Genomic DNA, 23952 nt, shown 5'->3' with positions numbered 1-23952 from the left:
GCATCTACCGCTACAACAGTCGAAACGCTTTATTCGACAACTTTGAAGTTGGCCGGCATCTTGATCGACACCGTCTTGATCTTGCAGTCTTCGCCAATAGGAACATCGGCAGCTTCCAACTTGCCGGTGGCGTTATCCCAAGTACCATCGGCCGTCGAAGGCCCGCACTTACCGCCCAGGCCAAAGGCATGCACGTCCACGCTGATCTTCGACATCGAGCCACTTTTGGTATCTTTGGCGACCAGCACCCAGGGCAGGTTGATTGCTTCAACGCGGCTGCACTTGAGGCCACCGTCGAATTCAACTTTGTCGACATTCACCGATGAACCATCGGCCGCGACCTTGCCGGCCACCTTGATGGTGCAGTCGGCGCTGATCAGCTTGCCCTTGGAAAAACTGATAGGCCCCTGGGCAGTGAAGGCACTGCCGGCGGGTTCGATCCGGGCTGCCTGGGCCTGGTGATAGACAATCAGGCCTATCGCAGCCAACAGGATATGTGTGGTGAACTTGGCAGTGCTTTGCATGGTGTACGTCCTTCCCTTTAAATTATTGTTGTAGGGTCAAACCACGTTGTTTCGCTAAATACCTGGGCAATAAGAACCTGCGCGATACACAGATCCCGAGTACGCCGATACTGTTTAATTCATATCAAAACGGCTTGGCATTGCCGCTGTATTTCTCCAGGTACTTCAAGCGTTGTGACGGTTGAAGATTGGTCAAGGTGATATCCCCGGCATAATGATTGAGTACACGATGATCCATGCGCCGCCGCCACAAGTACGGCACATAGGCCCAGACAATCATGCTCGCGTAACCATAGGGAAGTTGCGGTGATTCATCGAAGTGGCGCAACGACTGATAACTGCGCGTCGGGTTGGCATGGTGATCGGAGTGCCGTTGAAGTTGAAACAGAAAGATATTGGTTACAATCCGATTACTGTTCCACGAGTGGCGCGGCGAGCAGCGCTCATAACGACCGTTGGGCAACTTCTGGCGCTTGAGGCCGTAGTGCTCGACGTAGTTCACCACTTCCAGCAACGAGAACCCGTAGATGCCCTGGATGATCAGGAACGGAATCACCGCCGCGCCCAGCCAGGCAATCATCGCGCCCCACAACACCACGCTGTACATCCAGGCGCTGAGTACGGCGTTTTTCCAGTGCAGGGCCGGCAGGCCGAGTTTGCGCAGGCGTTCGCGTTCCAGGTTCCAGGCCGACATGGCGCTGAACCATACCGAGCGCGGCAGGAATGCCCAGAAACTCTCGCCCAGCCGCGAGCTGGCGGGGTCTTCCGGGGTGGCCACACGGACGTGATGGCCGCGGTTGTGTTCGGTGTAGAAGTGCCCGTAGAACGTCGGCGCCAGGGTAACCTTGGCCAGGAACACTTCCAGGGGCTTGGGCTTGTGCCCCAGTTCATGGGCGGTGTTGATTGCGATGCCGGTGGCGGCGCCGGTGGACATCGCCATACCCAGGTAGGTGAACACACTGATTTCGCCGTGCAACTCGATGCGCGCGGTGATAAATGCAGCGGTCCTTGCAAGCCAGCTTGACGGTTCCAGCGCAGCAGTAGCGTGCAGCAGGCCGCCGTTGATGATCCAGTCGATGCCGCCAGCGGCCAGCCAGCCGGTGATGACCACTGAGGCGATCACAAACAGCACGCCGGTGTAGACGATCCAGCGGTAGTAACTTTGGGATTCGAGGTTGCTGACGGCCGACTCAGGTGGGTTGCTGACGTCTTCGCCGAGCAGGCCGTCGATCAAGGGGATCAAGCCGAAGATCACCAGCACGCCGACCCACCAGAGTTGCTGCACACCGGCGCCGATCGCCAGGGCGCCGGAAAGTAACGGAGTTGCGAGGGGCATGATGCCCAGCCACCACAGGTGGCGCTTGCCGTCGGTCCAGACTTGCGAGGTTGCCAGGGTCTGATTCATGGCAACCTCCACACACATGCACTGCACGCTTGGGCAGCTGAGAGGTTCTCGAAGCGCTGACAGCTCCGAGGCATTGACCATGCGATAAAAGGCGTTTTTTTCATTATTTTATTCGCTCTTAGGCATTTCAAAAATAATTTCAAATTACACATTGAAATAATTTTTTTAAATAAATAGCGCGGAATCGTTAGGTCGTCAACTAGTTTCTCCAGCCCTTTTTTCCGTGACCGTACAGTCTCTTTTCAGCCGCCTGGTCAGGTGTCTAGGGCAGGCATCAACGCCGTTGAACCGCGAGTCGGGTCGCACATTTATTTGCTCGTCAGGGCCACAGGTGGATGTAACTGCGTGACGCTTTCGCCGGGTCGAACGCGCTTGGCAATCTGCTCCACCAGCGCCGCCACTCGCTGCGTCGCGGTGATCGGCAACATGTGTCCACGGCCTTCCACGACCTGCATTTTCAACCCTGGCACCTTGCTCGCCAGGGCCTGGCCGTGTTTCTGGAAGTCGAGCACCTTGTCTTGCGCGCCATAGATCAGCCCGATGGGCAGGGTCAGTTGCGGGTAGCGCTTGACCATGTCCGGCAGGTGATCGTTGACGCGGTTGATCTCGGTAGAGGCCGCGTAGAAATTGTCGGGGCGCATGCCCAGCAACCCGCCGCCACGGGTGGCGAAGTCCGAAGGCGCAGCATCGGGGGCGAACACACCCTTGACCACCGCGTCCTTGGTCAGCAGGCCAACGGGCATGGTCAGGGTGTGGGCCATCCAGCGGCGCAACCAGGCCGGACGGATCGCCAGAGACAGAAATACCAGCGGCAGCATGCGTTGGGGATGGGTCAAGGGCGCCACCAGCACCAGTCCGGACACTGCGTGGGGATGGTCCAGGGCCAGCGCCAAGGCAATCGCGCCGCCCAACGAGTGCCCCAGGACCAGCGGCTTACCCAAGTCGAGCGTGTTGATAAAGGCGGCAATTTGTCGGGCCTGGGCCGGCAGGTCTGGCGCCGTGCCACGGCGCCGGGTGGAATAGCCCGAACCCGGCCGGTCGAGGGTGATCACGCGAAAATGTTCACGCAGTTGGCCGGACAATGCATACGTCAGGTTGCGACTGCTGCCCATCAGCCCGTGGATCATCACCAGCGGCGGGCCCTTGCCCTCTTCGACATAATGAAAGCGCTCGCCCTGTACCTCGACGAAGCGCCCGTTGATCGGAACAGCCGCTTCAATGCGCCGCGTCATCCAGGCACTCAAGCCCCATAACGCCGCGCTGGCGCCCACCAGCACACCCGCAGCCACTACCCATTCGACAGCCATAGCTCGGTCCTCTGCTTCCCTGCGGCTGGCGACCCGACCGGAATTGATCAGGGCCTCAGCCATCGTCCACACCCTGGACCTAGACTTAATGCATGGCGTATTAGCCCGTCGGACAAATGGCACATGCGGAACCTAGCGTAGGCGATTTTTTCAGGTAGATTATTTAAAATCTTTTTTAAAATAAATAATTCAATTTTCCTTTGCAATGGTGTTCTATCTAAAAGACAAAACAAAAACAGGAGCAGATTCGATGCCCAAGCGCGTTCTACGGATGAGGCAGCCTTTATGAATGCCTACAGTGATTCAATCGACATCGCCATCATCGGCTCGGGGTTCGCGGGCCTATGCATGGCGATCAAACTCAAGGAAGCCGGGCTCACCGACTTCTTTATCGCTGAGCAGGCCGAGACCCTCGGCGGTACTTGGCGCGATAACCATTACCCAGGGTGCGCCTGTGACGTGCAGTCCCATGTGTATTCGTTTTCCTTTGCGCCCAACCCGGATTGGACGCGGCAGTTCGCGGCGCAGCCTGAGATCCGCGCCTACCTGGAACAATGCGCCACGCGCTTCGAGCTGGCGCCCTACCTGCGTTTCGGCATGGGCCTGCAACGCGCGGTGTTCGATGAGCAGCAGCAACGCTGGCATCTGACCTTCAGCAATGGCCGCCAGGTCAGTGCACGGGTGCTGGTATCGGGCATGGGCGGCTTGTCGCGCCCGGCGATGCCGGACATCCCAGGCCTGGACAGCTTCAAGGGCAAGCGCTTCCACTCCCAGCACTGGGACCACGACTACGCCTTGAAAGGCAAGCGCGTGGCGGTGATCGGCACCGGCGCCAGCGCCATTCAGTTCGTGCCGCAGATCGCGCCGCAAGTGGCGCACCTGGACCTGTTCCAGCGCACACCACCGTGGATCATGCCCAAGCCCGACCGGCCGATTTCACCCCTCGAGCGCTGGCTGTTCAAGCACCTGCCGTTCACCCAAAAGCTGGTGCGCGGCGCCCTCTACTGGGCGCTCGAAGGCCGTGTGGTGGGTTTCGCCTTGCACCCACGGCTGATGAAGATGGTGCAGAAAATCGCCCTGCGTCACCTGCGCAGACAAGTGGCACGCCCTTCCTTGCGCAAGAAGCTGACGCCGGACTACACCATTGGCTGCAAGCGCGTGCTGATCTCCAACGACTACTACCCGGCCCTCTCGCGCAGCAATGTCGAGGTGGTCACCGATAGCGTGCTGCGCATCGAAGCCGACGGCGTGATCACCGCCGACGGCATCAAGCATCCCGCTGACTGCCTGATCTTCGGCACGGGTTTCCAGGCCAGCGACCCCTTGCCCCGCGGCTGCATCATCGGCCGCGACGGCATCGACCTGATGGATGCCTGGGGCGATGGCGCCCATGCCTACAAAGGCACCACCGTGCCGGGCTATCCCAACCTCTTCCTGATCGTGGGGCCCAACACCGGCCTGGGGCATAACTCGATGATCCTGATGATCGAAGCCCAGGTCACCTACATCTTCGATGCATTGCGACAAATGCAGCGCCAGCGCATCGCCACGCTAGAGGTCAAGCCCGCCGTGGAGCAGGCTTACAACCGCCAGTTGCAGGACAAGCTCAAGCGCACCATCTGGAACACCGGCGGCTGCCAGAGCTGGTACCTGGACCCACGCACCGGCAAGAACACCACGCTGTGGCCCGGCTCGACCTGGCGCTTCAAGCAGGTCACCCGGCATTTTGCCCTCAAGGACTACCTCGCCAGCCCGCTGCCGACGCCCGCCACACCGCGCCCGCTACCCGCGCCCCACTCCGCCACAGAAGGCAGTCTGTCATGAAGTCATTTAACGGCCGCGTCGCGGCGATCACCGGTGCGGCCTCCGGCATGGGCCGCGCACTGGCCTTGGCCCTGGCACGGGAAGGTTGCCACTTGGCCTTGGCAGACAAGAACAGCCAGGGACTGGAGCAGACCCTGACACTGGTCCGTGCTTCGACCTTGGCACCCGTGACCGTCACCACCCAGGTGCTGGACGTCTCCGACCGCCAAGCCATGCAGGATTGGGCGGCCCGTTGTGCCGCCGAACATGGCCAAGTCAACCTGGTCTTCAATAATGCCGGGGTGGCGTTGTCTAGCACCGTGGAAGGCGTGGATTACGCCGACCTGGAATGGATCGTCGGCATCAACTTCTGGGGCGTAGTGCATGGCACCAAGGCATTCCTGCCCTACCTCAAGGCCAGCGGCGACGGGCATGTGGTCAACACCTCCAGCGTGTTCGGCCTGTTTGCCCAGCCCGGCATGAGCGGCTACAACGCCACCAAGTTTGCCGTGCGCGGCTTTACCGAAGCCCTGCGCCAGGAACTCGACCTGCAACGCTGCGGCGTCTCGGCCACCTGTGTACACCCCGGCGGCATTCGCACCGATATCTGCCGCAGCAGCCGCATCGACGCGAATATGACCGGGTTCCTCATCCACAGCGAGCAACAAGCCCGCGCCGATTTTGAAAAGCTGTTCATCACCGATGCCGACCAGGCCGCCAAGGTGATCCTGCAAGGCGTGCGCAAAAACAAGCGCCGCGTGCTGATCGGCCGCGACGCCTATTTTCTCGACCTGCTCGCCCGTTGCCTGCCATCGGCCTATCAAGCGCTGGTGGTGCTGGCCAGCAAGCGCATGGCGCCCAAGCCACGCAGGCCGGTATTTGAAACCAACGACGAGTCCCGTCTCTGAACAGGAGGACGCACCATGTTGCCGATCCGTCGCGATATTCGTTTTTCCTTGCCTGCCGAGCGCATCAAGGACTGGCATGAACAAGGACCAGTCATCAGTCATTTCTTCAATGCCCTGTCGCTGTTGTTTCCCCAGGGCGAGCTGTTTTTCATGGACAGCGTGCGCCACTACCGTGGGCAGATCGACGATCCAGAACTGAAAAAAGAAATCCAGGGGTTTATCGGCCAAGAGGCCATGCACAGTCGCGAACATGTGGTCTACAACGACCTGCTGCAAGCGGCCGGGCTGCCGGCGCACACCCTCGACCGGCGCCTGAAATTCTTCCTCGACCTGCAGAAAAAGCACCTGCCGCCAGCGTTCAACCTGGCAGTGACCATTGCCCTTGAGCATTACACCGCTATGCTCGCGGAAATCCTGCTGAGCGACCCGTCGCGCTTTGGCGACTCGCTCAAGGGTTACCAGCAAATGTGGTACTGGCATGCCCTGGAAGAAACCGAACATAAAGCCGTGGCGTTCGATGTCTGGAACCGCGTAATCACGCCCGGCCCTGCACGCTATCTGCTGCGCACCGGAACCATGCTGACCACCACCCTGATGTTCTGGCTGGTGGTACTGGATTTCCACGTACGCCTGTTGATTGCCGACCGCACCTCGGGCGGCAAGCTCAAGGGGCTGTGGCGCATGGTCAAGTATTTGTATGGGCCCAAGGGCGTGTTCCCGCGCATGCTGCGGCCGTGGCTGCATTATTTCAAACCGGGGTTTCATCCTTGGGATCATGACAACCGGGCACGCCTGGCGGGGATAGACGGGTTGATAGAAGAGATTGAGCGGACGCGCCGCGGGTATGAGTCGGCGTAGGAGCCGAACGTAACCACGATGGTAACCACGATGCGCAGCGAGCCGCTCTTGATCTTGATCTTGATCTGCTTTTGATCTCAGGCGCCCCGTTAAACCACGCTGGCCGGAATTCGACAGGGATTTGGGGGGTAAACCGGCAAGGATGCCGGTTTAGCCGCCCCGCGCCATGGATGGCGCGTGGCGGCGGCCCCCCAAATCCCTGTCGGATTACGGGCACACCGAGCCTGGGCGAGGTGCCAAGTGGTGGGGCGAAGCGTTTTTGGTTACTTTTGGCGCTCTCGGTACGTGTCAATGGATATGTACTTGGTCTGATCCAACATTCTGGTCGGCTGGCAGGCCGCCATCGGGGGCAAGCCCCCTCCCACATTGGATCAGGGGGCGTCAATTAGATAGCGGTCAGCTGTCAGGGCCCAGAGGAGGCAGGTCCCCCTCACATATGGATCAAGCCAACGCCGCCCGCTCACGCACAAACCCCGGCAACTGATCCCCCGGCAGTGCCTTACTGAAATACCACCCCTGAATAAACACCTCGGGCCCCGTACTCAGAAAGCCCAACTGCTCGGCAGTTTCCACCCCCTCCACCACCACCCCCAGCTTCAAGGCCTCGCAAAAACGCAACATGCCGGTCAGCACCTGGGCGCCCTTGGGGTCGCGCTGGGCAATCACAAAACTGCGGTCAATCTTGATAAAGTCCACGGGAAACTGGTGCAGGTAACTCAATGCAGAAAATCCAGTGCCAAAATCATCGAGGTACACCTTGGCCCCCATGGCCTGCAATTTCTCGATGGTCTGGCGCGTAGCCGGGATATCGCTGACCAGTGCGTCCTCAGTGATCTCCACCGAGACCCAGCCATGGGCCTGGGCAAGAATGTCCACCAGACGATCGCCATAGGCTGCGTCCTTCAGGGTGGCGCTGGAAATATTAATGGTCATCGGCAAGTGAAAACCGCCCTTCTGCCACTTCTGATACTGGCGCACAGCCTGGGACGCCACCCACACGTCCACATCCGGCATAAGCCTGGCCTGCGCCAGCCATTGCAGGAACTCCCAAGGAGAATGCACCGTGCCTTGGCTGTCCCGGGCACGCATCAACGCCTCGCACCCGGTGCACAGGCCAGTAAGGGTGGATACCTGGGGTTGGAATTCAAGGTAGAACTCGTAATCGCTGATTTGCTGAATGCGGCTCAACTCAACGGCCTGCCGCGCCGAAGTCCTGTGGGAGGCCAGCACCGGGTCGAACTCCAGCAGGCGGCCTTTTTCTTCGAGACCGCGAAAGGTCATGTCCAGGGACTTCAGGTAAACCGTGCCACCCTCGGCGGTTTGGCGATGGATTGCCCGCACGTAGGGCGCATACACCAGCGTGCCCACACCTAGCAGCGCCAGTTGCAGCAGCACCGCCGCCAGATCACCGTGGGTACTGAGGTAGGCATTGAGCAGTACCGGCGCGGTAAATGGCACGCTGGCCACCGCCGGTGAGACCCAGCCCAACTGCACTGCCGTCAGCGCTACCACCGTGTTGAACGCCGGCACCAGCACAAAGGGGATGAACAAACGCGGGTTGAGAATGATCGGCAACCCGAACAACAGCACCTCGCTGACGTTGAATAACGACAGCGGCAAACTGGCAATAGCCAGCAACCGCATGGACTGGCTCCTGGAAAACAGCAGGATCGCCAGCAGCAGACACAATGTGGCGCCGGAACCGCCGATAAACGCAAAACTACCCAGCAGGCCGCTGTTGAGCAGGTACAGGACTGGCTCCCCCGCGGCCTGCGCCGCGCCGTTGAGCACCACGGCCTTGTCCAGCACGTCGAACAGCGGCTGCATGGCATACACGCCGTGAATGCCGAAGAACCACAGCAGCGAATTCATCAGCGTTACAAAGAGTCCGCTGCCGTAGGGCGCTTGCAATGCATCGAGCACCTGGGGCCCCTGCAATTGCGCCACACAAGGGATCAGCAGCAGCAACGACAGCAGCACCACCAACGACACCGCCGTGATCGCACCGGGGAGTACCATATTGATGGTGCCCTTGAGGTTATGCCCGACCAGGTTTTCGTTGACCAGTCGCGTCCAACGAAAGCGGTGCAGCCAGGCGATGGCGGGCACATTGACCAAGGGTGAGGCGATAGCTATAAACAGCAAGAAAGTGGCCGAAGCCCTGGGGTATTCGCGCAGCACAAAGGTGGCAACCACCACATGGGCGAGGCACAGGAATGCGACCGGCAACTGTGGAAGGCGGTGCTGGATCGCCAACATGTAACCGATGGAGGCCGCGACCAGCAGGGGAATCACCGAACTGATCTGATTGTGCAACCCTGCCAGGAACGCTACCACCTGCGGGCTGAGCCCTAGCACCCGGGCGCATTCGGAAAGGATCAGGAAACCAGCGGATACCAGCAGGCAAGGCAGGATCCATAGCAGTCCTTCACGAATCGCACGCAACGATTCGGCGCTGGCCAAGACTGCCAGGCGCTGGGTAAGGAAAAGTCTGAACAGCGTTTGTGCCATGAGCCATCCTCTGCCCGTCACCTTACTGCCGCTGGAAACCAGGGCCGGAGACCCTCGCTAACGCTACACGTCCTGATGGTGGGAGTGAAAGCCTTTTGCCCACGGTTCTCAGGCTTTTTCGGCACTATCTGCTGGGTTACTACACGAATTCTCCAATGAATTATCGAACTTTCTGACTTGAGTCATCCCCTAAGGCTGTCTGAGTCGGTATCATCCGCGCCTTTCTGCGTGTCAAAGGATGTTACAACCTGCGTAACAGCGGGCGCGCTCAGGGAATCTAGCCTGGAACGACAACAGGCACAAAGGAGCCTTACTATGCAAGACAAGCGACCAAGCACCATGCGTCCCTTATTTGTCACCATCCTGCTGTGGTTGTGCAGCGTGGTGCTGCTGTTCGTGATCAAAAACGTCATCGAATTGTTTACCGGACCCGTTGCCGAGACCTGGGTAGACTTGGCATTGGTGCTGGTCGCCTACCTGACGTTCTTTCTGCTCGCGCCGTTGCAGAACTGGATGCAGCGCAGGGCGCGCAAACGTGTTCGGCGCCAAGTCAGCAGCCATACGTCCGATGCCGAGACCCGGCCCTCCAATTAAGGTGCATAGCGTTGTCAACACCCAGTGATACCTACCAGCTTGCACTGGACAGATTCCTGCGCGAACACCCGCACATCGCCAGTGAGCTGGACAACCTCAATCCGCTGGCGGCTCAGGCCAGGGGCGAGACCCTGGCGCAATATCGCGCCGAACGCCTGCACGCAGCGTTCGAAGCACAAGCTGAACAACAGCATCTGTTCGCCTGGGAGCTGACGCTCAAGCTGACGGCCGAGTCCAGCGAAGCCTTCGAGGCGCAACGCCGCGAGGTGCATAAAGAAGTCGCACAGATGGCCGGCATGGACTGGGTCGAATACTGCCAGTTGCATGACTTGATGGTTTGACCCTCGCCCTACAGATACCAACGCGACTGTTTGCAACCCATCACCTTGCCTAATTCGGCGACCGTAATGGTTCGCTGTTGCGGGTCTGTTGCCAGCGCCACACGCAACGCAGACCAACAGCGCCTGGGCAGTTGCCTCGGGCAGGTCAATCTATCCATTGGCGCGTGCTTGCCAAGACGCTTGCCATGGGCCAATTCGTAGATGATGCAGGCCACGCCATACACGTCGGCGGCAGCGCTCAACGCACCGCCCTCGCGCAACTCCGGCGCTGCATAAGCGGGCGTCCAGGCATTGAACCGGCTGCGACTCAGGCTCGACAGGCTCGCCACCTGCGCTTGTGCGTACCCCAGGCCAAAATCGAACAAGCACACCCCCTCCTGTCCCACCATGACATTGGCCGGCTTAACGTCGCCGTGCAGCACATTCTGCTGATGGGTGTAGGCCAGGGCATCCAGCAACTGCAGGGCCATGGGTTGCAGCTCCCGCCAGGGCAAGCCGTCGGGGCACTCCAGGAGCAGCCGGTCCAGGGTCACGCCTTGCAGCCACTCCATGGTGAAAAACGCGATCTGGCTCTGGGTATCGACCTCAAACGAAAACATCCGCACCACACGCGGGTGCCGCAGGCTGCGCGCCAATGCGAATTCACTGAACAACAACACATGTGCATCCGGGCACTGGGCAAAAGGCTCGGCCAATAGCTTGAGTGCCATAGGCGAACCCGCCTCGCCTAATTGTTCGTGCAACAAGTCACGCGCACGATACACCACACCCATCCCACCTTTGCCCAGTACGGACTCAAGGTGATAGCGCCCGCCCAGCAACCGAGGGGGCTCGCCCGTCGAGCTCAAGGCTGCACCACTACGGCGGTCAGGTCATCCCGTGCCGCCCCACGCAACGCCCCGGCAAACAGCCGCTCCACCGCCTGCTGCGGCGCGCCCAGGCGCAACGCTCGTCCCAGGTCTGCATGGCTGAGCGCCTGGTAGAGGCCATCACTACACAGCAAAAACACATCGCCTGGACGGGTACTGAGTTCCAGTACCTCCAGATGCAGTGGCGAGTGTGCACCAATGGCCCGGGTCAGGGCCCGGGCGCCAGGATAAGCCCGGGCTTGGGTCGCACTGACTTGCCCCTCGTTCATGAGGCCTTGCAGCAGCGAATGATCTCTCGACAACTGGTAAAGGCGCTGCCCACGCCATAGATAGCAGCGACTATCCCCCGCCCATAGACAGGCCGCACGCCCGTTCTCAAGCAACAAGGCCACCACCGTACTGCCCATGGTGGTATCAGCGCTTGTGTCAGGCCCGGCGCGGCAACTTCTCAAGCGCTGATTGACGCTTTGCAAGCTCTTGCGGACCGCGTCGATGCGTTGATCGAGGTTGCCCCGGGCCGACACTGAAGCAAGGCTGCTGACCACCCAGCGGCTGGCGACATCTCCATGTCGATGCCCGCCCATCCCGTCGGCCACTGCCCAGCAGCCATGTTGCGGGCAGTCCAGGAACGCGTCTTCGTTGCGCAACCGAGCCTGCCCGCGCTGGGTGCGCCCGGCACTGCGCCACCGACCAAGCCCCTGGCTCACAGTTGCTGCGCCAGTCGGAAGGCGCGCCAGGTGCCGATGTCAAACGGGCCAGGTGTACGCTGGCTTGTCAGCAGGTAATTGGCACGCAGGCCGGCGAGGTTCGCCTTGAAAATCTGGGTGTTTCGCCCGTTTGCGGGCTCTTTTTGCAGCAGATCCAAAAAGCGGAACAACGACCACGCGCCTGCGTTCTTCTCGATTCCCAGTGGCCGCTGGTCCACCCCTCTCTCCAGGACAAGGCTGCTGCGCCCATTATCTGCATCGGTTGGCCAATGGAACGCCATGGGCACGATCGGGCCGTGGCGATACTCCAACTGCTGGTCGCCAAACCGCAGGATCGCCCGGCTGACTGACTGATCCAGGCTATAGGGCGCCAAGGTAAACCGAACCGACAGGTCACCCTGGTCCGGGGTGAAGAAGCCACGGCGAATAATCTGGGCCTTCAGCAGTTGATCCAGCAGCGAGCGCGACACTGGCAAGCTCTGACCATCCAGGCCACGCAGCCGATAGCGGGCACCGTCGACACTGACGAATGGCCGCAGATACCCGTCGTAAAAGCGTGCCATGACCCCATTCGGTTTGAAAAACTCATGAAAGTCATTAAGGGCAACTTCGCTGGCCGCATGGGCATGGAATGGGTATCGCTGGCGAATCGCCTTGGCGTACAGGCTATAAACCTCGCTCTGGTAACGCTGGTTGACGTGCACATAAGCCTGCTCCAACAAATGCCGCCAACTGACATCTGCCACCCCTTCAAACCACCCCGCAAGTGGCAACGGTAAGCGCACGGCAGCATCACGCAGGTTCCCTATCACATCCTGCTGCCCCTCCATACGACCCTTTACCCTCAGGAACGCTGCCTGCTCCGGTGCGCTATCACGGTTCAATGCCGTCAGTTGCAGGTGTAGCTCATCCAGCAGCCGCAACGCCTGGGACAGCGCCGCACCGGGCTCCTGCCGCTCGTCCAGCAACTGGTGCAAGGGTTCAAAACGCCGTTGCAACGCTCGCCGTCCGGCGTCGGGAATGCCCGCCTGCACCAGCGCCCCCTTGGCTATCACCCCAAGCTCAGCCGAGCGCTGGGCCACCTGATCCAAAAGTTCGTGACCCGGTAGCAGGCGGGTGTTTTCACGCAGTTGCTGCAATAGCTGGATCAGGGGTGACTGGGCCGATGTCAGGGCCGTGAGTTGTTCGGCATCTTCGCGCAGGTTGTCAGTTTGCCGCAGCCTGACCCGGCCGAGCGCCGCACTCCAGGCATCGGCATATTCACCGAAGTAACGCTGCTGCAATTGGATCATCAGCCGGCGCAAATCCTCGGAGCCCAAGTCGGTGGCCTCCCCCAGCACCCAGTTGTCCTGGGCGATGGCATTCACCAGCCTCGGGCCTTGAGTATCAAGGAACTGCACATAGCGCTTGGTATAGAAACCGGGAATCGGTGGGTCGAGCGCAGCAAATACCTTGCCTTCGGCCAGGCGCAAGGGCTCCAGGTCGCGTGCCTGCTCGCGCAGCACCCGATACACCACATCGGCCAATGACTCCCCCCTCAGGGCTTCCCGGGCCTGGGCCACAAGGTCGTCATCAAGGGGGGTTACGAATGGCCGTTCAAGCAACCGCGCCAAGTGTTGGCCCAGGCGTTTGCGGGTCGACATGTCTGCGGCAAATCGTACTGCCCAATTGTTCGTCAGGTGTTGTGCCAACCAACTGTTATCGCGACGCTCACGTGCATTGAGCATCAGATATGCGCGCAGGTGATCCAACAACTGCTCGCGGTCTCCAAGGCTGGCATGCACCTGCTCTTCCAGCTGGGCCGTTATCCATGCCAGCATGTGCTGTCGCAGCGCCTGATCATAAGCCTGGGTGACCCATGGGCGGCTCGGTTCCCCTTGGTACAAGCCGGCGCGTTCAATCAGGCGCACCTCTGCCGACGCAGGAAAAACCTGGGTCGCCGCCAGGCGTGCATCCAATAGCTGCAATAGCGACGACGCATCATCATGGCCCTGCGGGACCGGCAAGACGGCGGTTGTCAGCGCCGCCATTTGCGTCAGCCGTTGATGGTTGACGGCATAACTGTGCATCCATAGCGCTGCGGCACAACCGAGTACCAGCGCCACAGCCATTGCCAGCAGCCCCTGGCGTCGCCGGATACGCTGCTGCTCCGGAGCCTGCAAACCTGCAAGGTCGGCCTCGGCAAAGATCACCCGGCTGAACAGCCCCTGGACAAAACGAGCCTGCTGGTCACCGGCACAGGTCAGGTAGAAGCCGCGCAGACCGCTGACGCGCTGGTAGCGATGAGCCGAAAAAGCCGACTCAATGAACAGGCAAATACGCTCACCTATCCGCGCAGCCTGTTGCGGGAATTCAAGCATCAAGCCGCGGCGCTCGACATTGCGCTCCTGGTGCAGGCGACTGATCAGTTCAGCGTTCAAACGCCGCAAAAATTGCTCGACGGCTTGGCGAACCTGCGTGACGTCAGTCGCGCAGCTGCCATCGAGGGGTTGGCCCAGCACATCATCGGGCGCCTCCCTGAGCGGCACGTCGAAAAACTCGGTGAAGCCCGGCAGTCGGTCAGCCTGAGTCAGCACCAGGTAGATCGGTACGTCCACATGCAATGACTGCTGAATGTCCTGCATGCGCGACTGTACATGCCGCGCATGCTGATCCAAGTCGTACTCGGTGGTGGCCAGCAACGCATCCACCGAGAGCGTCACAACCACGCCACTGAGCGGGCGCACGCTGCGCCGCCACCGGAGCCTGTCGAGCAACGTCGCCCACCCTGCTGCATCCACGGCACTGTCGGGTTGGCTCAGGTAGCGTCCAGGGGCATCGATCAACACGCCGGCATCGGCGAAGTACCAGTCACAGTGGTTGCCCTGTGCCCGCGTGTCGAGGTGATCGAGAGGCCACTGCAAGCCGCCTGCTGCCAGCAGTTGCGTCTTGCCACTGCCCTGGTCGCCGATCATCAGGTACCAGGGCAGATCATGGCGCCAGCGTGCGTTGTGCATCCCATAACGGCGGGAAGTCTTGAGCACCTGGAGCGCTTCCTTGAACCGACTGCGCAGGTGTTTCTGCTCGTCCTCCACCCATTTCAAGGCTTGAGGGGCCGCCAGGCGTTCAGGTCGTTCGCGCCCACCGGCCCGTCGTCCGCCGACCACCACCATCGCCAACCCCCACAGCAGGAATAACGCGCTGATGCTGGCCAGGCGGGCAGTCGGTCCTTGCCAGAAGCGATGGTCAGCCACCGCCAGCAGCGGCCCGAAACACCACACCGATACAGCGCTGCAAAGCACCAACAGAAGGCTCCAGACCCAAACCCGACCCAGCACGGCGCCAACGCCCTTGAAAAATGCGCTCATTGATTGCTCCAGCGTTTACAAGGGCGTGGGGATCAGGTCCGACGCCAGGAATTGAAGGGGTCGCAACGCATCAGTACGCTCCTGGCTCAGCAGCCAGGCGAACCCCGTATACATCGCCAGCAGACAGGCCAACGTGGAGGCCACCCACCAGGCTGTCGGGATCACACACAACCGTCTGCGCCTCGACTGTCCAAGGGGAGTCGGTAATACGGGCCCTGTCGGCGCATCCCCACGCACATGCCTGATCTGCCGATATAAGGCATCGCGAACGGCTTCGACTTGCAACACACCTCGCTCCATGACCCGGTATTTCCCTTCGAAACCCAAGGACAGGCACAGGTACATCAGCTCGAGCATGGCCAGGTGCTTGAGCGGATCACGGGACAGTCGCTCCAGCAGCTGGAAAACCTTCTCGCCCCCGAAGGTCTCGTTATGGAAGCGGCTCAACAAGCTCATCTTCGACCAGTCGCTCTGCGCGCCCCAAGGGGTGGTGACGACCGCCTCATCAAGGACACTGCACAACACATAGCGCGCGGACATGACCTGGTTGTTTTCAATACCACCCTGCAAGGCACGGGTTTCGAATTGAGTCATCGCCAATGTCAACCGGTCGTTGAGCATGCCCAGGTCTTCACGCTCGGCGCTGACTTTGAGTCGCACAATTTCCGACAATAACTCTCCGGCTGCGGCGACCACCGGGTTGAGCCCCGCGTCGAAACTCTGCGCTTCAAGCAGATGGCCCGCGTAGATCATGCGGTCCTCAAGTTGCTCGTAGCGCGGCGGCGACGGGAAATCCGTCAGCGGTCCCTGTACAGGCCCATGGCTCTCTCGGTCGAGCAGGACGGTTTTTTCATCTTGTGAGTAGTCGCTGTCCATGTCATTCAGTTCCTGATAGCCCAAAAATCGAGTTCAAGCCCGACGAACTCACCTCCCACATGGAAAGCGAAACCACCGGACTGCTCCAGCTGCGCGATATCGCGGGTGCTCATGTCGAGCATGAAATAGGTTTTGGCGGCATGAAACGGAATCTGCCGCGGCGCCACCGGCAGCGGTTTGACCTTGATCCCGGCAAGGTGCAGGTTGACCAACTCCCGTATGCGCTCTACCGGCCCAATCTTCAGATGAGCCGGCAGGCGCTGGCGCAGTTCCTCTGCGTCACACTGCGCCGTGGCGGCCAGGATGAATGTGGCCGCACCGAGCAATTTCAATTCGCTCACCGGACATACCAGCACGCCGTACTGGCGTTGCTGCAGGGTCAATTCGATAGCATGCTGCTCCAGCACCACCGACAACACCGCTCGCACCGGCTCCATCAGCCCACGAAAACTCGCGCCCTGGTCGCCATGCCGGTAATGCACCTCCAGTTGCGCACGCTTGCTGTCGCTGGCGAAGGTTGATAACTCGCCCAACATCGACACCAACGCACGGAACACCGTTTCCGGACGCACCTGGGGCTGGCTCAGGCGGTGACGCAGTTCCAGCTCCGTGCGATTGATCACTTGCAGCATCAACAAGTCACCGATTTGCGCGCCAGCGCCGGTGCCTCCGGCGCGGATCCGCGCCGCAATGGCGTCGCCTCGGCTGGCAAGCAGGCCGATCACTTCCTTGAGACACGACGCCACATAGCCATGCGCCTGCACAAAAATGAACGACGGGAGAAAGTCCGTATCCAGGCTCAGGCCTCCCTCAGCGCTGGAATTGAGCACCTGCGCAATCTTGAGTTTGACAAAGCGCTGGTCGCTCTGGCGCTCGCCCAGCAGCAGACGCAAATCGGGGCGTGCGCAGTGCACCTGGCAACGCGAATCCACCCCCACGTTGCTGTCCCCAACTTCCACTTCACAGCTCAGGTAACGCGCCAGGACATCGCTGTGCTGCGGTTGGCGCACTTCGACCTGATTGCCGGTCGCCAGGGGCAGCGCCAAGTAAATCCCTTGCTGTTCCGTATTCGGCGGCACCTGCAATACCAAGGGTTCCATGGCTGCGCTCAACTCAAACAGGCTGCCGTCCGGCAAGACGCCGCTGGCCTGATTGACCACCAGTTTGCCCAGGTTCAGGTACTGCACGTTGAGGTCCAGCGTCAGGAAACCCCAGGCGTCACTGCCCAGCAGGCGCGTCTGGTCAAGTTGCTGGTGGTAATAACGGTCGTTGTGCTGCAAGTGCTGTGGGCGCAACAACATGCCTTCCTGCCAGATGACTTTATGAATAGGCATATCAGCGCATCTCCAGGTCAGGCAAATGGCCGGCCACCCGAATGCCGGCCTGGTCCAGCACCAGCTCGGCCCGTGTCACTTTCTGGGCGGTGACGGGCACCAGCATCCGCCAGCGTACATGGGGCAAGTCTCGATAAGCCGCGAGCACCCCCACGAAGCGACTATCAGGGCCGATCCTGAGTTTGAGCGCCAGGCGGTCACCGGGGCGCAGTTCAACTTCCTCACTGCTCACCCAGTCCTTCGGCAGCACCTGCTCAGCATGACCATACAGGCTGAAGAAGTCGGCGTTCTCGAAGGCTACGCCATGGCGCAATTCAATCAGGTGGACCACCACTGGAGAGGGTCGACCGTGCAAGTCAGGGTTGACCTGTTCGCTGGCGGTCAGCACCAGGTCCAACTTGGTCAACGTCGAAAAAGGCGAAATCGCGCTGCAGCCAGCCAACAGGCCGAGCAGGAGCAGCAGGGCTGCAAGGGTAATTCGATACATGACTCTCATCCTGGGAAATCCCTATGCAAGGCGCCGATCAAGCGAACCTGCTCCTCGTAGGCCTTGGCAAAATCACCTTCCAGCGCACGCCGACTCAACTGTTCATCCGCCGCCAACCACTGGTAGTAACGCTGGTAAGCCCGCCAATGCCACGCATCCGCGAAAAACCTGGGCGGCCTGCCCTGGGACTCAAAGCACCCCAGCAGGTAGCTGGGCTCGAAGGCGGCCCTGGCGTTACGCAGCGCGCTTCGGCATGCAGCCAGCAGGGCGGCTTGACGCACTTGCAGGTCCCGATGGGCCTGGATGATCGCCCGTTCAGCGGACAGCTGGCCCAGTACCTGCGAACCCAGCATTGCGGCTATTGCAGCCCCTGTATCGGGGCACATTTTCAAAGGGTTCTGGGCCAGGTCCAGGCTGGCGCCTGGTGCCGAGGCCAACTCGCTGTTCAGGTCGTCAAAGGTGCGCAGCGTCTGTTGCAGGCCGTTCACTCCCAGGTGGAACAGGCGCGCCACCTTGATTGCCAGGGCCTGCAGGTCAGACCTCTCGAGGGTATTCGGGTCGATGCCCAACGCTGTTGCAAACTGCCCCCAGAACAGCTCATCGGAAGGCGCCGCCACCGCTATCGGGTCCACTGCGCCAGACGCCACCACGGGATCGACCGGGCCAGGCACTATGAGGTGTTCCCGCTCGGCACCCTGGCTGTCAACCCACGTGCCGGGTTCATCGACTATCTCGCTCAATGCCTCCAGGTCCTCCGAGCGGGCTTGTCGCGGGTGCTCATGGTCCAGCACATGCAGAGGATCCAAAGACAGGAACGCATCATCTGGAATCGGCACCCCCGTGATAACGCGCTGCTCGCTGCCGTGGCGCGGCGCTTCCAGCAATTGCGCCCGTATCGTCACTGGCCCAAGGTCAAATACATCGCCATCACTGATCAAGCGCGCCTGCCCTTTGCGCAGGCGTTCGGCACTGCCCGATACCCCGGTCCCATTGCGGCTGATATCTGTCAGGAAATAGCGGCCTTCACGATAGCCGACCAAGCCGTGATGGCTGGAGAGCACGCGGCTCGGATCGGGTATTACCCAGTCACACCCGGAGCCGCGGCCGATCACACCGCCTCTACCGTCAAATACTTTGCGGGCCGGGGCTACGTTTTGCGCACCCTCGACCGCACAGGCCTCAAACACCAGTTGCATCCTTTGGCTCCCTCTATTCATCGGCCACGGGTGACCGCCTGCGGGTCGCCCAAAGGACGATACTCGGCATCGTCAAAGACGGTGTTGGCGTTGCAGCCGCCCAACAAACACAACACCAGCAAGACGGCTTGCCACGAACGATCAGGCATCAGGTTTCTCCCTCAGTGAACATCAAGTACGCCATTCAGCGCTCTTCCCTGGCCTTGCCAACGGGAATATTCAAGCGCGCCAGCCGGTAGAGCAGCGTGCGTCGCGCAACCCCCAACTCCCGTGCGGTACGGGTGCGGTTGCCCTGGTTCTTGTGCAGGCAATCGAGCAGAAATATCCGCTCTACCCGTTCCATACGCTGGCGTAGCGTCACGTCGTCAGCAGTCGGTGCCGGCGCCAGTGGCATCGACAGGTGCACCGGTAGAATCAGATTGTCGTCACACAGCAGCACGGCGCGTTCGACCAGGCATTTGAGCTCGCGCACATTGCCGGGAAAGTTGTGGCTCGACAGCTGATCGAGGGCAGCGTTCGACCACTCAACCGGCGCCCTGCCCAACTGCGCGCAGGCCTGGTCGGTGAAATGCCGGGCCAGTAGCAGCACATCGCCGTCGCGCTCACGCAGGGCGGGCAATTGGAGGGGGAACTGCGCAAGCCGGTAATACAGGTCCTCGCGAAAGCGCCCCTCGGCGACCATGGCCGCCAGGTCGCGATGAGTCGCGGCGATGATGCGCACATCGACCTTGTGCGCGGCACTGGCGCCCAGCGGACGAATCTCGCCTTCCTGCAGAACCCGCAACAACTTGGCTTGCAATAGCAGCGGCATGTCACCGATTTCATCAAGCAGCAACGTACCGCCGTCGGCAGCGTCAAACAGCCCAGCATGATTGCGGTCCGCACCGGTAAACGCGCCTTTGCGATAGCCGAACAGCTCACTCTCCAGCAACCCTTCGGCAAATGCCGCGCAGTTCTGCACGACGAAGGCCTTGGCACTGCGCGGGCCAGCTGCGTGAATGGCCCGGGCCACCACCTCCTTGCCGGTGCCGGTCTCGCCGAACAGCAGGACGGTGTAAGGGGTACGCAGTACTTTGCTGATCAACTGGCGCGTCTGCGCCATGGCTGCACTGTTGCCGATCAAGCCATATGCCCCGGCCAACGGCACAGCCTGCCTCGGCGGCGCGCCAACCCTGGTGTGCCTGCCGCGCAGCACGTGCAGCCGGTGCACGGCAAAACTGCCCAGTTGGCCCAGGGATTTTGCATAGCTGTGTAACTGGATCGGACGTTGACTGGCACACAACAACACGCCGGTAAGCCGTTCAGACCCACTGAACAGCGGCACGCTCAGCAGTGCACGCCACGGTGCCGGCGACACAGGCAGGAAGCGGGTGTCATAGCAACTGCCTTGTACCTCATCGAGGCTGAGGGCGGCGCGCTGGTTCAAGGTGTAGTGCAGCAGTTGTTGATTGCGCAGGTCGGCGTGCGAGCCTGCCGAGTCCAGTGAAGGGCCGTCGGGAAAATGTTGGGCGACAAGCTCCAGTCGATCCGTCGTTTCATCGAACAGATACAACTGGCTGAGCTCGCACTGGGTCAGTTGCGCGACGTCCGCAACGCATTTCCCAGGCAGCACGTGTTCATCATGTTCAAACCCCAGGCGGGTGAAGCAGGCGGACAGCGCATCGACAGTGAATGCACACGTGCCGATCAGCACTTGCACGTCTTCATTAAGCATGGTCATCAGTTCCTAATAAAGATTGCCGGCGAGCGTCACCACGCCATCGGCTCGCTCATGTTCCAGCCAACTGGTCCAACCCAGGCGGCAAACGTTGTCCTGGCCAATGTGCAGCGCCTTGATTTCGCTGCGCGCCATCACCAGGCGCAGGTCATAGTCCAAAGGACTGCCAGTAGCCAGGCGCACCAGTGCACACAGCGGCTGATGGGCCTTTCCTGTCGGCAGGAAGTCGTGAAACCGTTGCCAGCCCAGCGCTTGCAACTGCACCCTGAACTTGCCGCAGCGGTCCGCAACCTGCTGCCCCAGGACCAGATCCTCACCGAGTGCGCAGTTGGCGCGACCCAGGCCGTTGCGCTGCACAGGGTTGATATCAACCCTGCGCTCGACCCATTGCTCGATAAACAACGCGTCGTGCTTGAAGTAGTGGCGCAGCACGGACTCGATCACAGCAGCCGAGCGCGCCCGCAGGCTCAACAGCCCCAGGTAAGGCAGCAGGCGTTTGCAGTCCAGTTGGGATGCCCGTCGTATCGCGTTGCCGCCCAGGCCGATCAGCGCAAACATCTGTGCGGAGAACGCATCGTTGGCACCCGTCTGGAAACACGCCCAATAGCGATACTTACGCCAGATCGGCAGCATCAGACGGTGCAGGCGGTGGTGAAACATATCCAGGAAGTCGCGGGTAGGATTACCTCCTGGCTGTTCGGCAAGCGCCTGCTCAACATAAAACGCCGGCAGTGGTGACCCTGCACCAAATAGCCCCAGCACGTTGAGGCGCAGGCGGGCACGCAAACCCCCGTGGTCCATGAAGAACTCCACCCGGTCAATATCATGTGCTGCAAACCCCAGGCTCGGGTTGGCCTGGAATTCCAGTTGGTCGTACAACGCATCTTCGTCCAGCAGCGGATGCGCTTCGCGCAACCGTTCGGTCACCTGCAAGACCGCCTGGAACAGCGTGTACTCGCGGATAACACGGCAAAGCCGGGTCAGAGCAGGGGTTGCTGGCCCGTCCGGGATGGCCATAGATACACGTCTCCTTGTGTGCTGAGGACCCGCAACTCGTGATACGAATTGAGGTTGGCATAGAGTGCAAAGAACTGATTGATGACAGAGGCGAATAGAAACAGGTCGCCCTGGCCGACGAAGCCTTGGGAATCGACGGTCAGGTCGACGCGCAGCCCCCGGATGGGCAGCCCACGGTGCAGCCGGTCCACCGCCTCGTGGCGGATGGAACGCAACGCGCCCAGCCTTTTCTGGCTGACCTTGAGTGCCTGCCGATCGTGATAGCGCGGCAGGTCGTAGGTTTCGAGAACCACTTTCAAGGCGTTGATATCGGTCAACGACAGGTAGTTGAGCGACATGTTGCTGACCAGCCTCCACAGGAAGTCCTGTTCCAAGGGCGGCGTGAAGCTCGCGGTAGGCGTCGTGATGTTGTGAAACGTCAACGACTCCGGTGCCTGCTCGCCGGGCTGGTTGATTTCGCCTAGACGGACCTGTTGCGCCAGGTTGCTATTGGTACAGGTCAGTTCGATCGACAACGTTTCCTGGCCCTGTGCGCGCCGAGTGCCAAAGCCCATCCAGGTGTCCAGCCCCCCATGCTGCACCGACGAGCGTTGGCGAATGCTGTAGCTGGGGGGCGCAGCCAGCGATTCGTGGCGTGCATCATGTTCAAAGGACTCGAACGGCACGTAGGTTTGGTGACCCAACCCACCAGGGCGCCACCCGGTGACCCGGTCCACGGAGAACACGCTGGCGTGCCCCGGCGCATATCCACCGGGCATCACCAGGTACTCATCCTGCTTGGCGTCCAGGCGAATGGGAATCGCGTCTTGATTGAACAGGTTGGCGATAGGCGTGCAGTACAGCTTCACGTTATCCAGGCTTGGGCGCAGGTCATCGCGCCCCTGCGTGTGCAATTGGAAGCGCACGACCATCCCGTGCGCCTGCTTGAGCAGCTCGCAAGGCAGTGTGTGCAGTACATTAAGCCCTTCAACATCGACAAACAGGTACTTCTCGGGAAAGGCAAAGTACTCCTGCAGGTGGCGATAACCACCGAACGTATTTTGCGGGTAAGGCATCAGCGCCTGTTCCGGGGCAAAACCCACGGGCTGAACCTGGCTGGCACTGAGGCGTAGCGTCACGGGATGTCCATCGGCGGTGTTGAGCGGCAAGCCGTCGTGGCCCGACAGCAACACCTGGATACCGTCAAGATGGCGCAGCAGGCCAAGGTACAAGCCCTGGCTGACGTAGTGGTCGCCGGCCAGGTGCAACCGCAACGAATCAAACGCCAGGTCATTGAAGCTGCCTTCGGTGCTCATGGTCACGCACAGGTCCAGCCACGCGTCTTCGCCTTGGCACCGGTACTCCAGGCCGCTGAGTTGCAGGGGCATTACGTCGGTGGCATAGCAGGTGCGAAAGCGGCAACGCTCACCTTGGATCGGCGTACTTTCCACCGCAGTGTCCCGCGCCACGCGGACGCTGGGGCCTGCACGCTTCAAGGGGTCAAACTGCAGGATGCTGAAGGCCGGGATTGGCCGCATATAATTGGGCCACAGCAAGTGCATCAACGAATGCGTCAACTCCGGCAGTTCATCATCGAGCTTCTGGCGCAGGCGCCCGGTCAGAAACGCAAAGCCCTCCAGCAAACGCTCGACGTCCGGGTCCTGGCCGGCCTCTGCGAGAAACGGCGCCAGGGCAGGATTGCGCTCGGCAAAGCGCCGCCCGAGTTGGCGCAGGGCACTGAGCTCGTGCTGAAAATAACGGTTAATGGTCATCGACACAGACCTTGATTTGTCCGGCATCCGTCAGGCGCGCCTGGAACACGACCGGCTGGGTAGTACCGTCGATGACCATCCCGGCATCGATGGCAAATGCCAAGGCTAAAGGCCCGCTGGCGACGGGCAACAGCCTCACACGTACATTCGCCAGCCGCGGCTCGTAGGCCTGGATGAACCGTTCGATGAGCAGGCGTGACTGGGTCAGGGACTCATGCAGGCTCAGCTGCATATCATTGAAGTCAGGCAAACCATAATCTGGCAGCGCCTGGACACTGCCTGCGCGAGTACTGAGCATCCTGCCCAAATGTGCGGCGACGGACGCAACGGGGCACGCGTGGGTCGACGCATCGGGGTCAAGGCGTTCGAACAGGCTGTTGTGGTGGGGCATCCCCTGGCC

At 60.9% G+C, this 23952-nt stretch carries 21 protein-coding genes; 5 read left to right on the top strand and 16 right to left on the bottom strand.

The annotated features are described in order from the left end of the window. Positions 1–29: 29 nt before the first annotated feature. The 3 genes from praA to NMB39_RS12795 all read right to left on the bottom strand — a co-directional run bounded on the left by praA (position 30) and on the right by NMB39_RS12795 (position 3236). On the bottom strand, positions 30–524 hold the full coding sequence (praA, locus tag NMB39_RS12805; protein WP_057025134.1) for an alkane oxidation protein activator PraA: 495 nt from the start codon (positions 522–524) through the stop codon (positions 30–32). A gap of 124 nt (positions 525–648) precedes the next feature. Beyond that, complete coding sequence (locus NMB39_RS12800) at positions 649–1929, bottom strand: alkane 1-monooxygenase (RefSeq protein ID WP_198721056.1); 1281 nt, start codon at positions 1927–1929, stop codon at positions 649–651. A 308-nt stretch (positions 1930–2237) separates the two neighbouring features. Further along, positions 2238–3236 carry an alpha/beta fold hydrolase gene (locus NMB39_RS12795; protein ID WP_494340596.1) on the bottom strand — a complete coding sequence of 333 codons (999 nt, stop codon included), beginning with the start codon at positions 3234–3236 and terminating at the stop codon, positions 2238–2240. A gap of 285 nt (positions 3237–3521) precedes the next feature. On the opposite strand from NMB39_RS12795, the gene NMB39_RS12790 reads away from it, so the two are divergent. The 3 genes from NMB39_RS12790 to NMB39_RS12780 are packed head-to-tail and all read left to right on the top strand — an operon-like array spanning position 3522 to position 6805. Then, the gene (locus NMB39_RS12790) at positions 3522–5060 is read left to right on the top strand and encodes a flavin-containing monooxygenase (protein WP_494339127.1); all 1539 of its coding nucleotides are present in this window, start codon (positions 3522–3524) and stop codon (positions 5058–5060) included. Next, positions 5057–5947 carry an SDR family NAD(P)-dependent oxidoreductase gene (locus NMB39_RS12785; protein ID WP_057025130.1) on the top strand — a complete coding sequence of 297 codons (891 nt, stop codon included), beginning with the start codon at positions 5057–5059 and terminating at the stop codon, positions 5945–5947. The genes NMB39_RS12790 and NMB39_RS12785 overlap by 4 nt, the downstream gene beginning before the upstream one ends. A 15-nt stretch (positions 5948–5962) precedes the next feature. After that, positions 5963–6805 carry a metal-dependent hydrolase gene (locus tag NMB39_RS12780; RefSeq protein ID WP_057025129.1) on the top strand — a complete coding sequence of 281 codons (843 nt, stop codon included), beginning with the start codon at positions 5963–5965 and terminating at the stop codon, positions 6803–6805. Between the two features lie 441 nt (positions 6806–7246). Here the strand turns inward: NMB39_RS12780 and NMB39_RS12775 are convergent, their stop codons facing one another. Beyond that, positions 7247–9316 (bottom strand): EAL domain-containing protein, encoded by a 2070-nt coding sequence (locus NMB39_RS12775; RefSeq protein ID WP_494339128.1) that lies wholly within the window; start codon positions 9314–9316, stop codon positions 7247–7249. 315 nt (positions 9317–9631) lie between these two features. On the opposite strand from NMB39_RS12775, the gene NMB39_RS12770 reads away from it, so the two are divergent. Together NMB39_RS12770 and NMB39_RS12765 are read left to right on the top strand one after the other, a co-directional pair. Then, positions 9632–9910, top strand: a complete 279-nt coding sequence (locus NMB39_RS12770) for a hypothetical protein (RefSeq protein ID WP_057025127.1) — start codon at positions 9632–9634, stop codon at positions 9908–9910. Positions 9911–9921: 11 nt separating this feature from the next. Beyond that, positions 9922–10251, top strand: coding sequence for a DUF6388 family protein (locus tag NMB39_RS12765; RefSeq protein ID WP_057025126.1), 330 nt, complete (start codon positions 9922–9924; stop codon positions 10249–10251). 8 nt (positions 10252–10259) lie between these two features. Here the strand turns inward: NMB39_RS12765 and NMB39_RS12760 are convergent, their stop codons facing one another. The 12 genes from NMB39_RS12760 to tssE are packed head-to-tail and all read right to left on the bottom strand — an operon-like array spanning position 10260 to position 23943. Then, a complete protein-coding gene (locus tag NMB39_RS12760) occupies positions 10260–11099 on the bottom strand; it encodes a serine/threonine-protein kinase (protein WP_494339129.1) in 840 nt (279 codons plus the stop codon). After that, positions 11096–11827, bottom strand: coding sequence for a PP2C family protein-serine/threonine phosphatase (locus NMB39_RS12755; RefSeq protein WP_494339130.1), 732 nt, complete (start codon positions 11825–11827; stop codon positions 11096–11098). The genes NMB39_RS12760 and NMB39_RS12755 overlap by 4 nt, the downstream gene beginning before the upstream one ends. Beyond that, positions 11824–15174 carry a type VI secretion system membrane subunit TssM gene (tssM, locus tag NMB39_RS12750; protein ID WP_494339131.1) on the bottom strand — a complete coding sequence of 1117 codons (3351 nt, stop codon included), beginning with the start codon at positions 15172–15174 and terminating at the stop codon, positions 11824–11826. Before tssM ends, NMB39_RS12755 begins: the two co-directional genes overlap by 4 nt. 15 nt (positions 15175–15189) lie before the next feature. Beyond that, on the bottom strand, positions 15190–16050 hold the full coding sequence (icmH, locus tag NMB39_RS12745) for a type IVB secretion system protein IcmH/DotU (protein ID WP_057025122.1): 861 nt from the start codon (positions 16048–16050) through the stop codon (positions 15190–15192). Between the two features lie 5 nt (positions 16051–16055). Next, positions 16056–17384 (bottom strand): type VI secretion system baseplate subunit TssK, encoded by a 1329-nt coding sequence (gene tssK / locus NMB39_RS12740; protein WP_494339132.1) that lies wholly within the window; start codon positions 17382–17384, stop codon positions 16056–16058. 1 nt (position 17385) lies between these two features. After that, positions 17386–17871 carry a type VI secretion system lipoprotein TssJ gene (gene tssJ, locus NMB39_RS12735; RefSeq protein ID WP_198720718.1) on the bottom strand — a complete coding sequence of 162 codons (486 nt, stop codon included), beginning with the start codon at positions 17869–17871 and terminating at the stop codon, positions 17386–17388. Between the two features lie 5 nt (positions 17872–17876). Beyond that, on the bottom strand, positions 17877–19067 hold the full coding sequence (tagH, locus tag NMB39_RS12730) for a type VI secretion system-associated FHA domain protein TagH (protein WP_494339133.1): 1191 nt from the start codon (positions 19065–19067) through the stop codon (positions 17877–17879). Between the two features lie 17 nt (positions 19068–19084). Continuing rightward, the gene (locus NMB39_RS12725) at positions 19085–19216 is read right to left on the bottom strand and encodes a hypothetical protein (RefSeq protein WP_043050517.1); all 132 of its coding nucleotides are present in this window, start codon (positions 19214–19216) and stop codon (positions 19085–19087) included. Between the two features lie 35 nt (positions 19217–19251). Next, positions 19252–20781, bottom strand: coding sequence for a sigma-54 interaction domain-containing protein (locus tag NMB39_RS12720; RefSeq protein WP_367236518.1), 1530 nt, complete (start codon positions 20779–20781; stop codon positions 19252–19254). A gap of 12 nt (positions 20782–20793) precedes the next feature. Continuing rightward, entirely contained in the window at positions 20794–21801 is a 1008-nt protein-coding gene (tssG, locus tag NMB39_RS12715) for a type VI secretion system baseplate subunit TssG (protein ID WP_494339134.1), read from the bottom strand. Beyond that, positions 21765–23552, bottom strand: a complete 1788-nt coding sequence (gene tssF / locus NMB39_RS12710) for a type VI secretion system baseplate subunit TssF (protein WP_494339135.1) — start codon at positions 23550–23552, stop codon at positions 21765–21767. Before tssF ends, tssG begins: the two co-directional genes overlap by 37 nt. Next, complete coding sequence (gene tssE, locus NMB39_RS12705) at positions 23542–23943, bottom strand: type VI secretion system baseplate subunit TssE (protein ID WP_367236523.1); 402 nt, start codon at positions 23941–23943, stop codon at positions 23542–23544. The genes tssF and tssE overlap by 11 nt, the downstream gene beginning before the upstream one ends. Between the last annotated feature and the right edge of the window lie 9 nt (positions 23944–23952).

The organism is Pseudomonas sp. FBCC-B545 (assembly GCF_059134095.1).
The sequence above is the reverse complement of the archived record's forward strand: the minus strand, read 5'-3'. Positions and strand labels throughout refer to the sequence as shown.

Excerpts from the sequence above, each read along its gene's own strand:
- praA (WP_057025134.1), bottom strand. The coding sequence starts at position 524 with ATGCAAAGCACTGCCAAGTTCACCACACATATCCTGTTGGCTGCGATA.
- NMB39_RS12800 (WP_198721056.1), bottom strand. The coding sequence starts at position 1,929 with ATGAATCAGACCCTGGCAACCTCGCAAGTCTGGACCGACGGCAAGCGC.
- NMB39_RS12795 (WP_494340596.1), bottom strand. The coding sequence starts at position 3,236 with ATGGCTGTCGAATGGGTAGTGGCTGCGGGTGTGCTGGTGGGCGCCAGC.
- NMB39_RS12790 (WP_494339127.1), top strand. The coding sequence starts at position 3,522 with ATGAATGCCTACAGTGATTCAATCGACATCGCCATCATCGGCTCGGGG.
- NMB39_RS12785 (WP_057025130.1), top strand. The coding sequence starts at position 5,057 with ATGAAGTCATTTAACGGCCGCGTCGCGGCGATCACCGGTGCGGCCTCC.
- NMB39_RS12780 (WP_057025129.1), top strand. The coding sequence starts at position 5,963 with ATGTTGCCGATCCGTCGCGATATTCGTTTTTCCTTGCCTGCCGAGCGC.
- NMB39_RS12775 (WP_494339128.1), bottom strand. The coding sequence starts at position 9,316 with ATGGCACAAACGCTGTTCAGACTTTTCCTTACCCAGCGCCTGGCAGTC.
- NMB39_RS12770 (WP_057025127.1), top strand. The coding sequence starts at position 9,632 with ATGCAAGACAAGCGACCAAGCACCATGCGTCCCTTATTTGTCACCATC.
- tssM (WP_494339131.1), bottom strand. The coding sequence starts at position 15,174 with ATGAGCGCATTTTTCAAGGGCGTTGGCGCCGTGCTGGGTCGGGTTTGG.
- icmH (WP_057025122.1), bottom strand. The coding sequence starts at position 16,050 with ATGGACAGCGACTACTCACAAGATGAAAAAACCGTCCTGCTCGACCGA.
- tssK (WP_494339132.1), bottom strand. The coding sequence starts at position 17,384 with ATGCCTATTCATAAAGTCATCTGGCAGGAAGGCATGTTGTTGCGCCCA.
- tssJ (WP_198720718.1), bottom strand. The coding sequence starts at position 17,871 with ATGTATCGAATTACCCTTGCAGCCCTGCTGCTCCTGCTCGGCCTGTTG.
- tagH (WP_494339133.1), bottom strand. The coding sequence starts at position 19,067 with ATGCAACTGGTGTTTGAGGCCTGTGCGGTCGAGGGTGCGCAAAACGTA.
- NMB39_RS12725 (WP_043050517.1), bottom strand. The coding sequence starts at position 19,216 with ATGCCTGATCGTTCGTGGCAAGCCGTCTTGCTGGTGTTGTGTTTGTTG.
- NMB39_RS12720 (WP_367236518.1), bottom strand. The coding sequence starts at position 20,781 with ATGCTTAATGAAGACGTGCAAGTGCTGATCGGCACGTGTGCATTCACT.
- tssG (WP_494339134.1), bottom strand. The coding sequence starts at position 21,801 with ATGGCCATCCCGGACGGGCCAGCAACCCCTGCTCTGACCCGGCTTTGC.
- tssF (WP_494339135.1), bottom strand. The coding sequence starts at position 23,552 with ATGACCATTAACCGTTATTTTCAGCACGAGCTCAGTGCCCTGCGCCAA.
- tssE (WP_367236523.1), bottom strand. The coding sequence starts at position 23,943 with ATGCCCCACCACAACAGCCTGTTCGAACGCCTTGACCCCGATGCGTCG.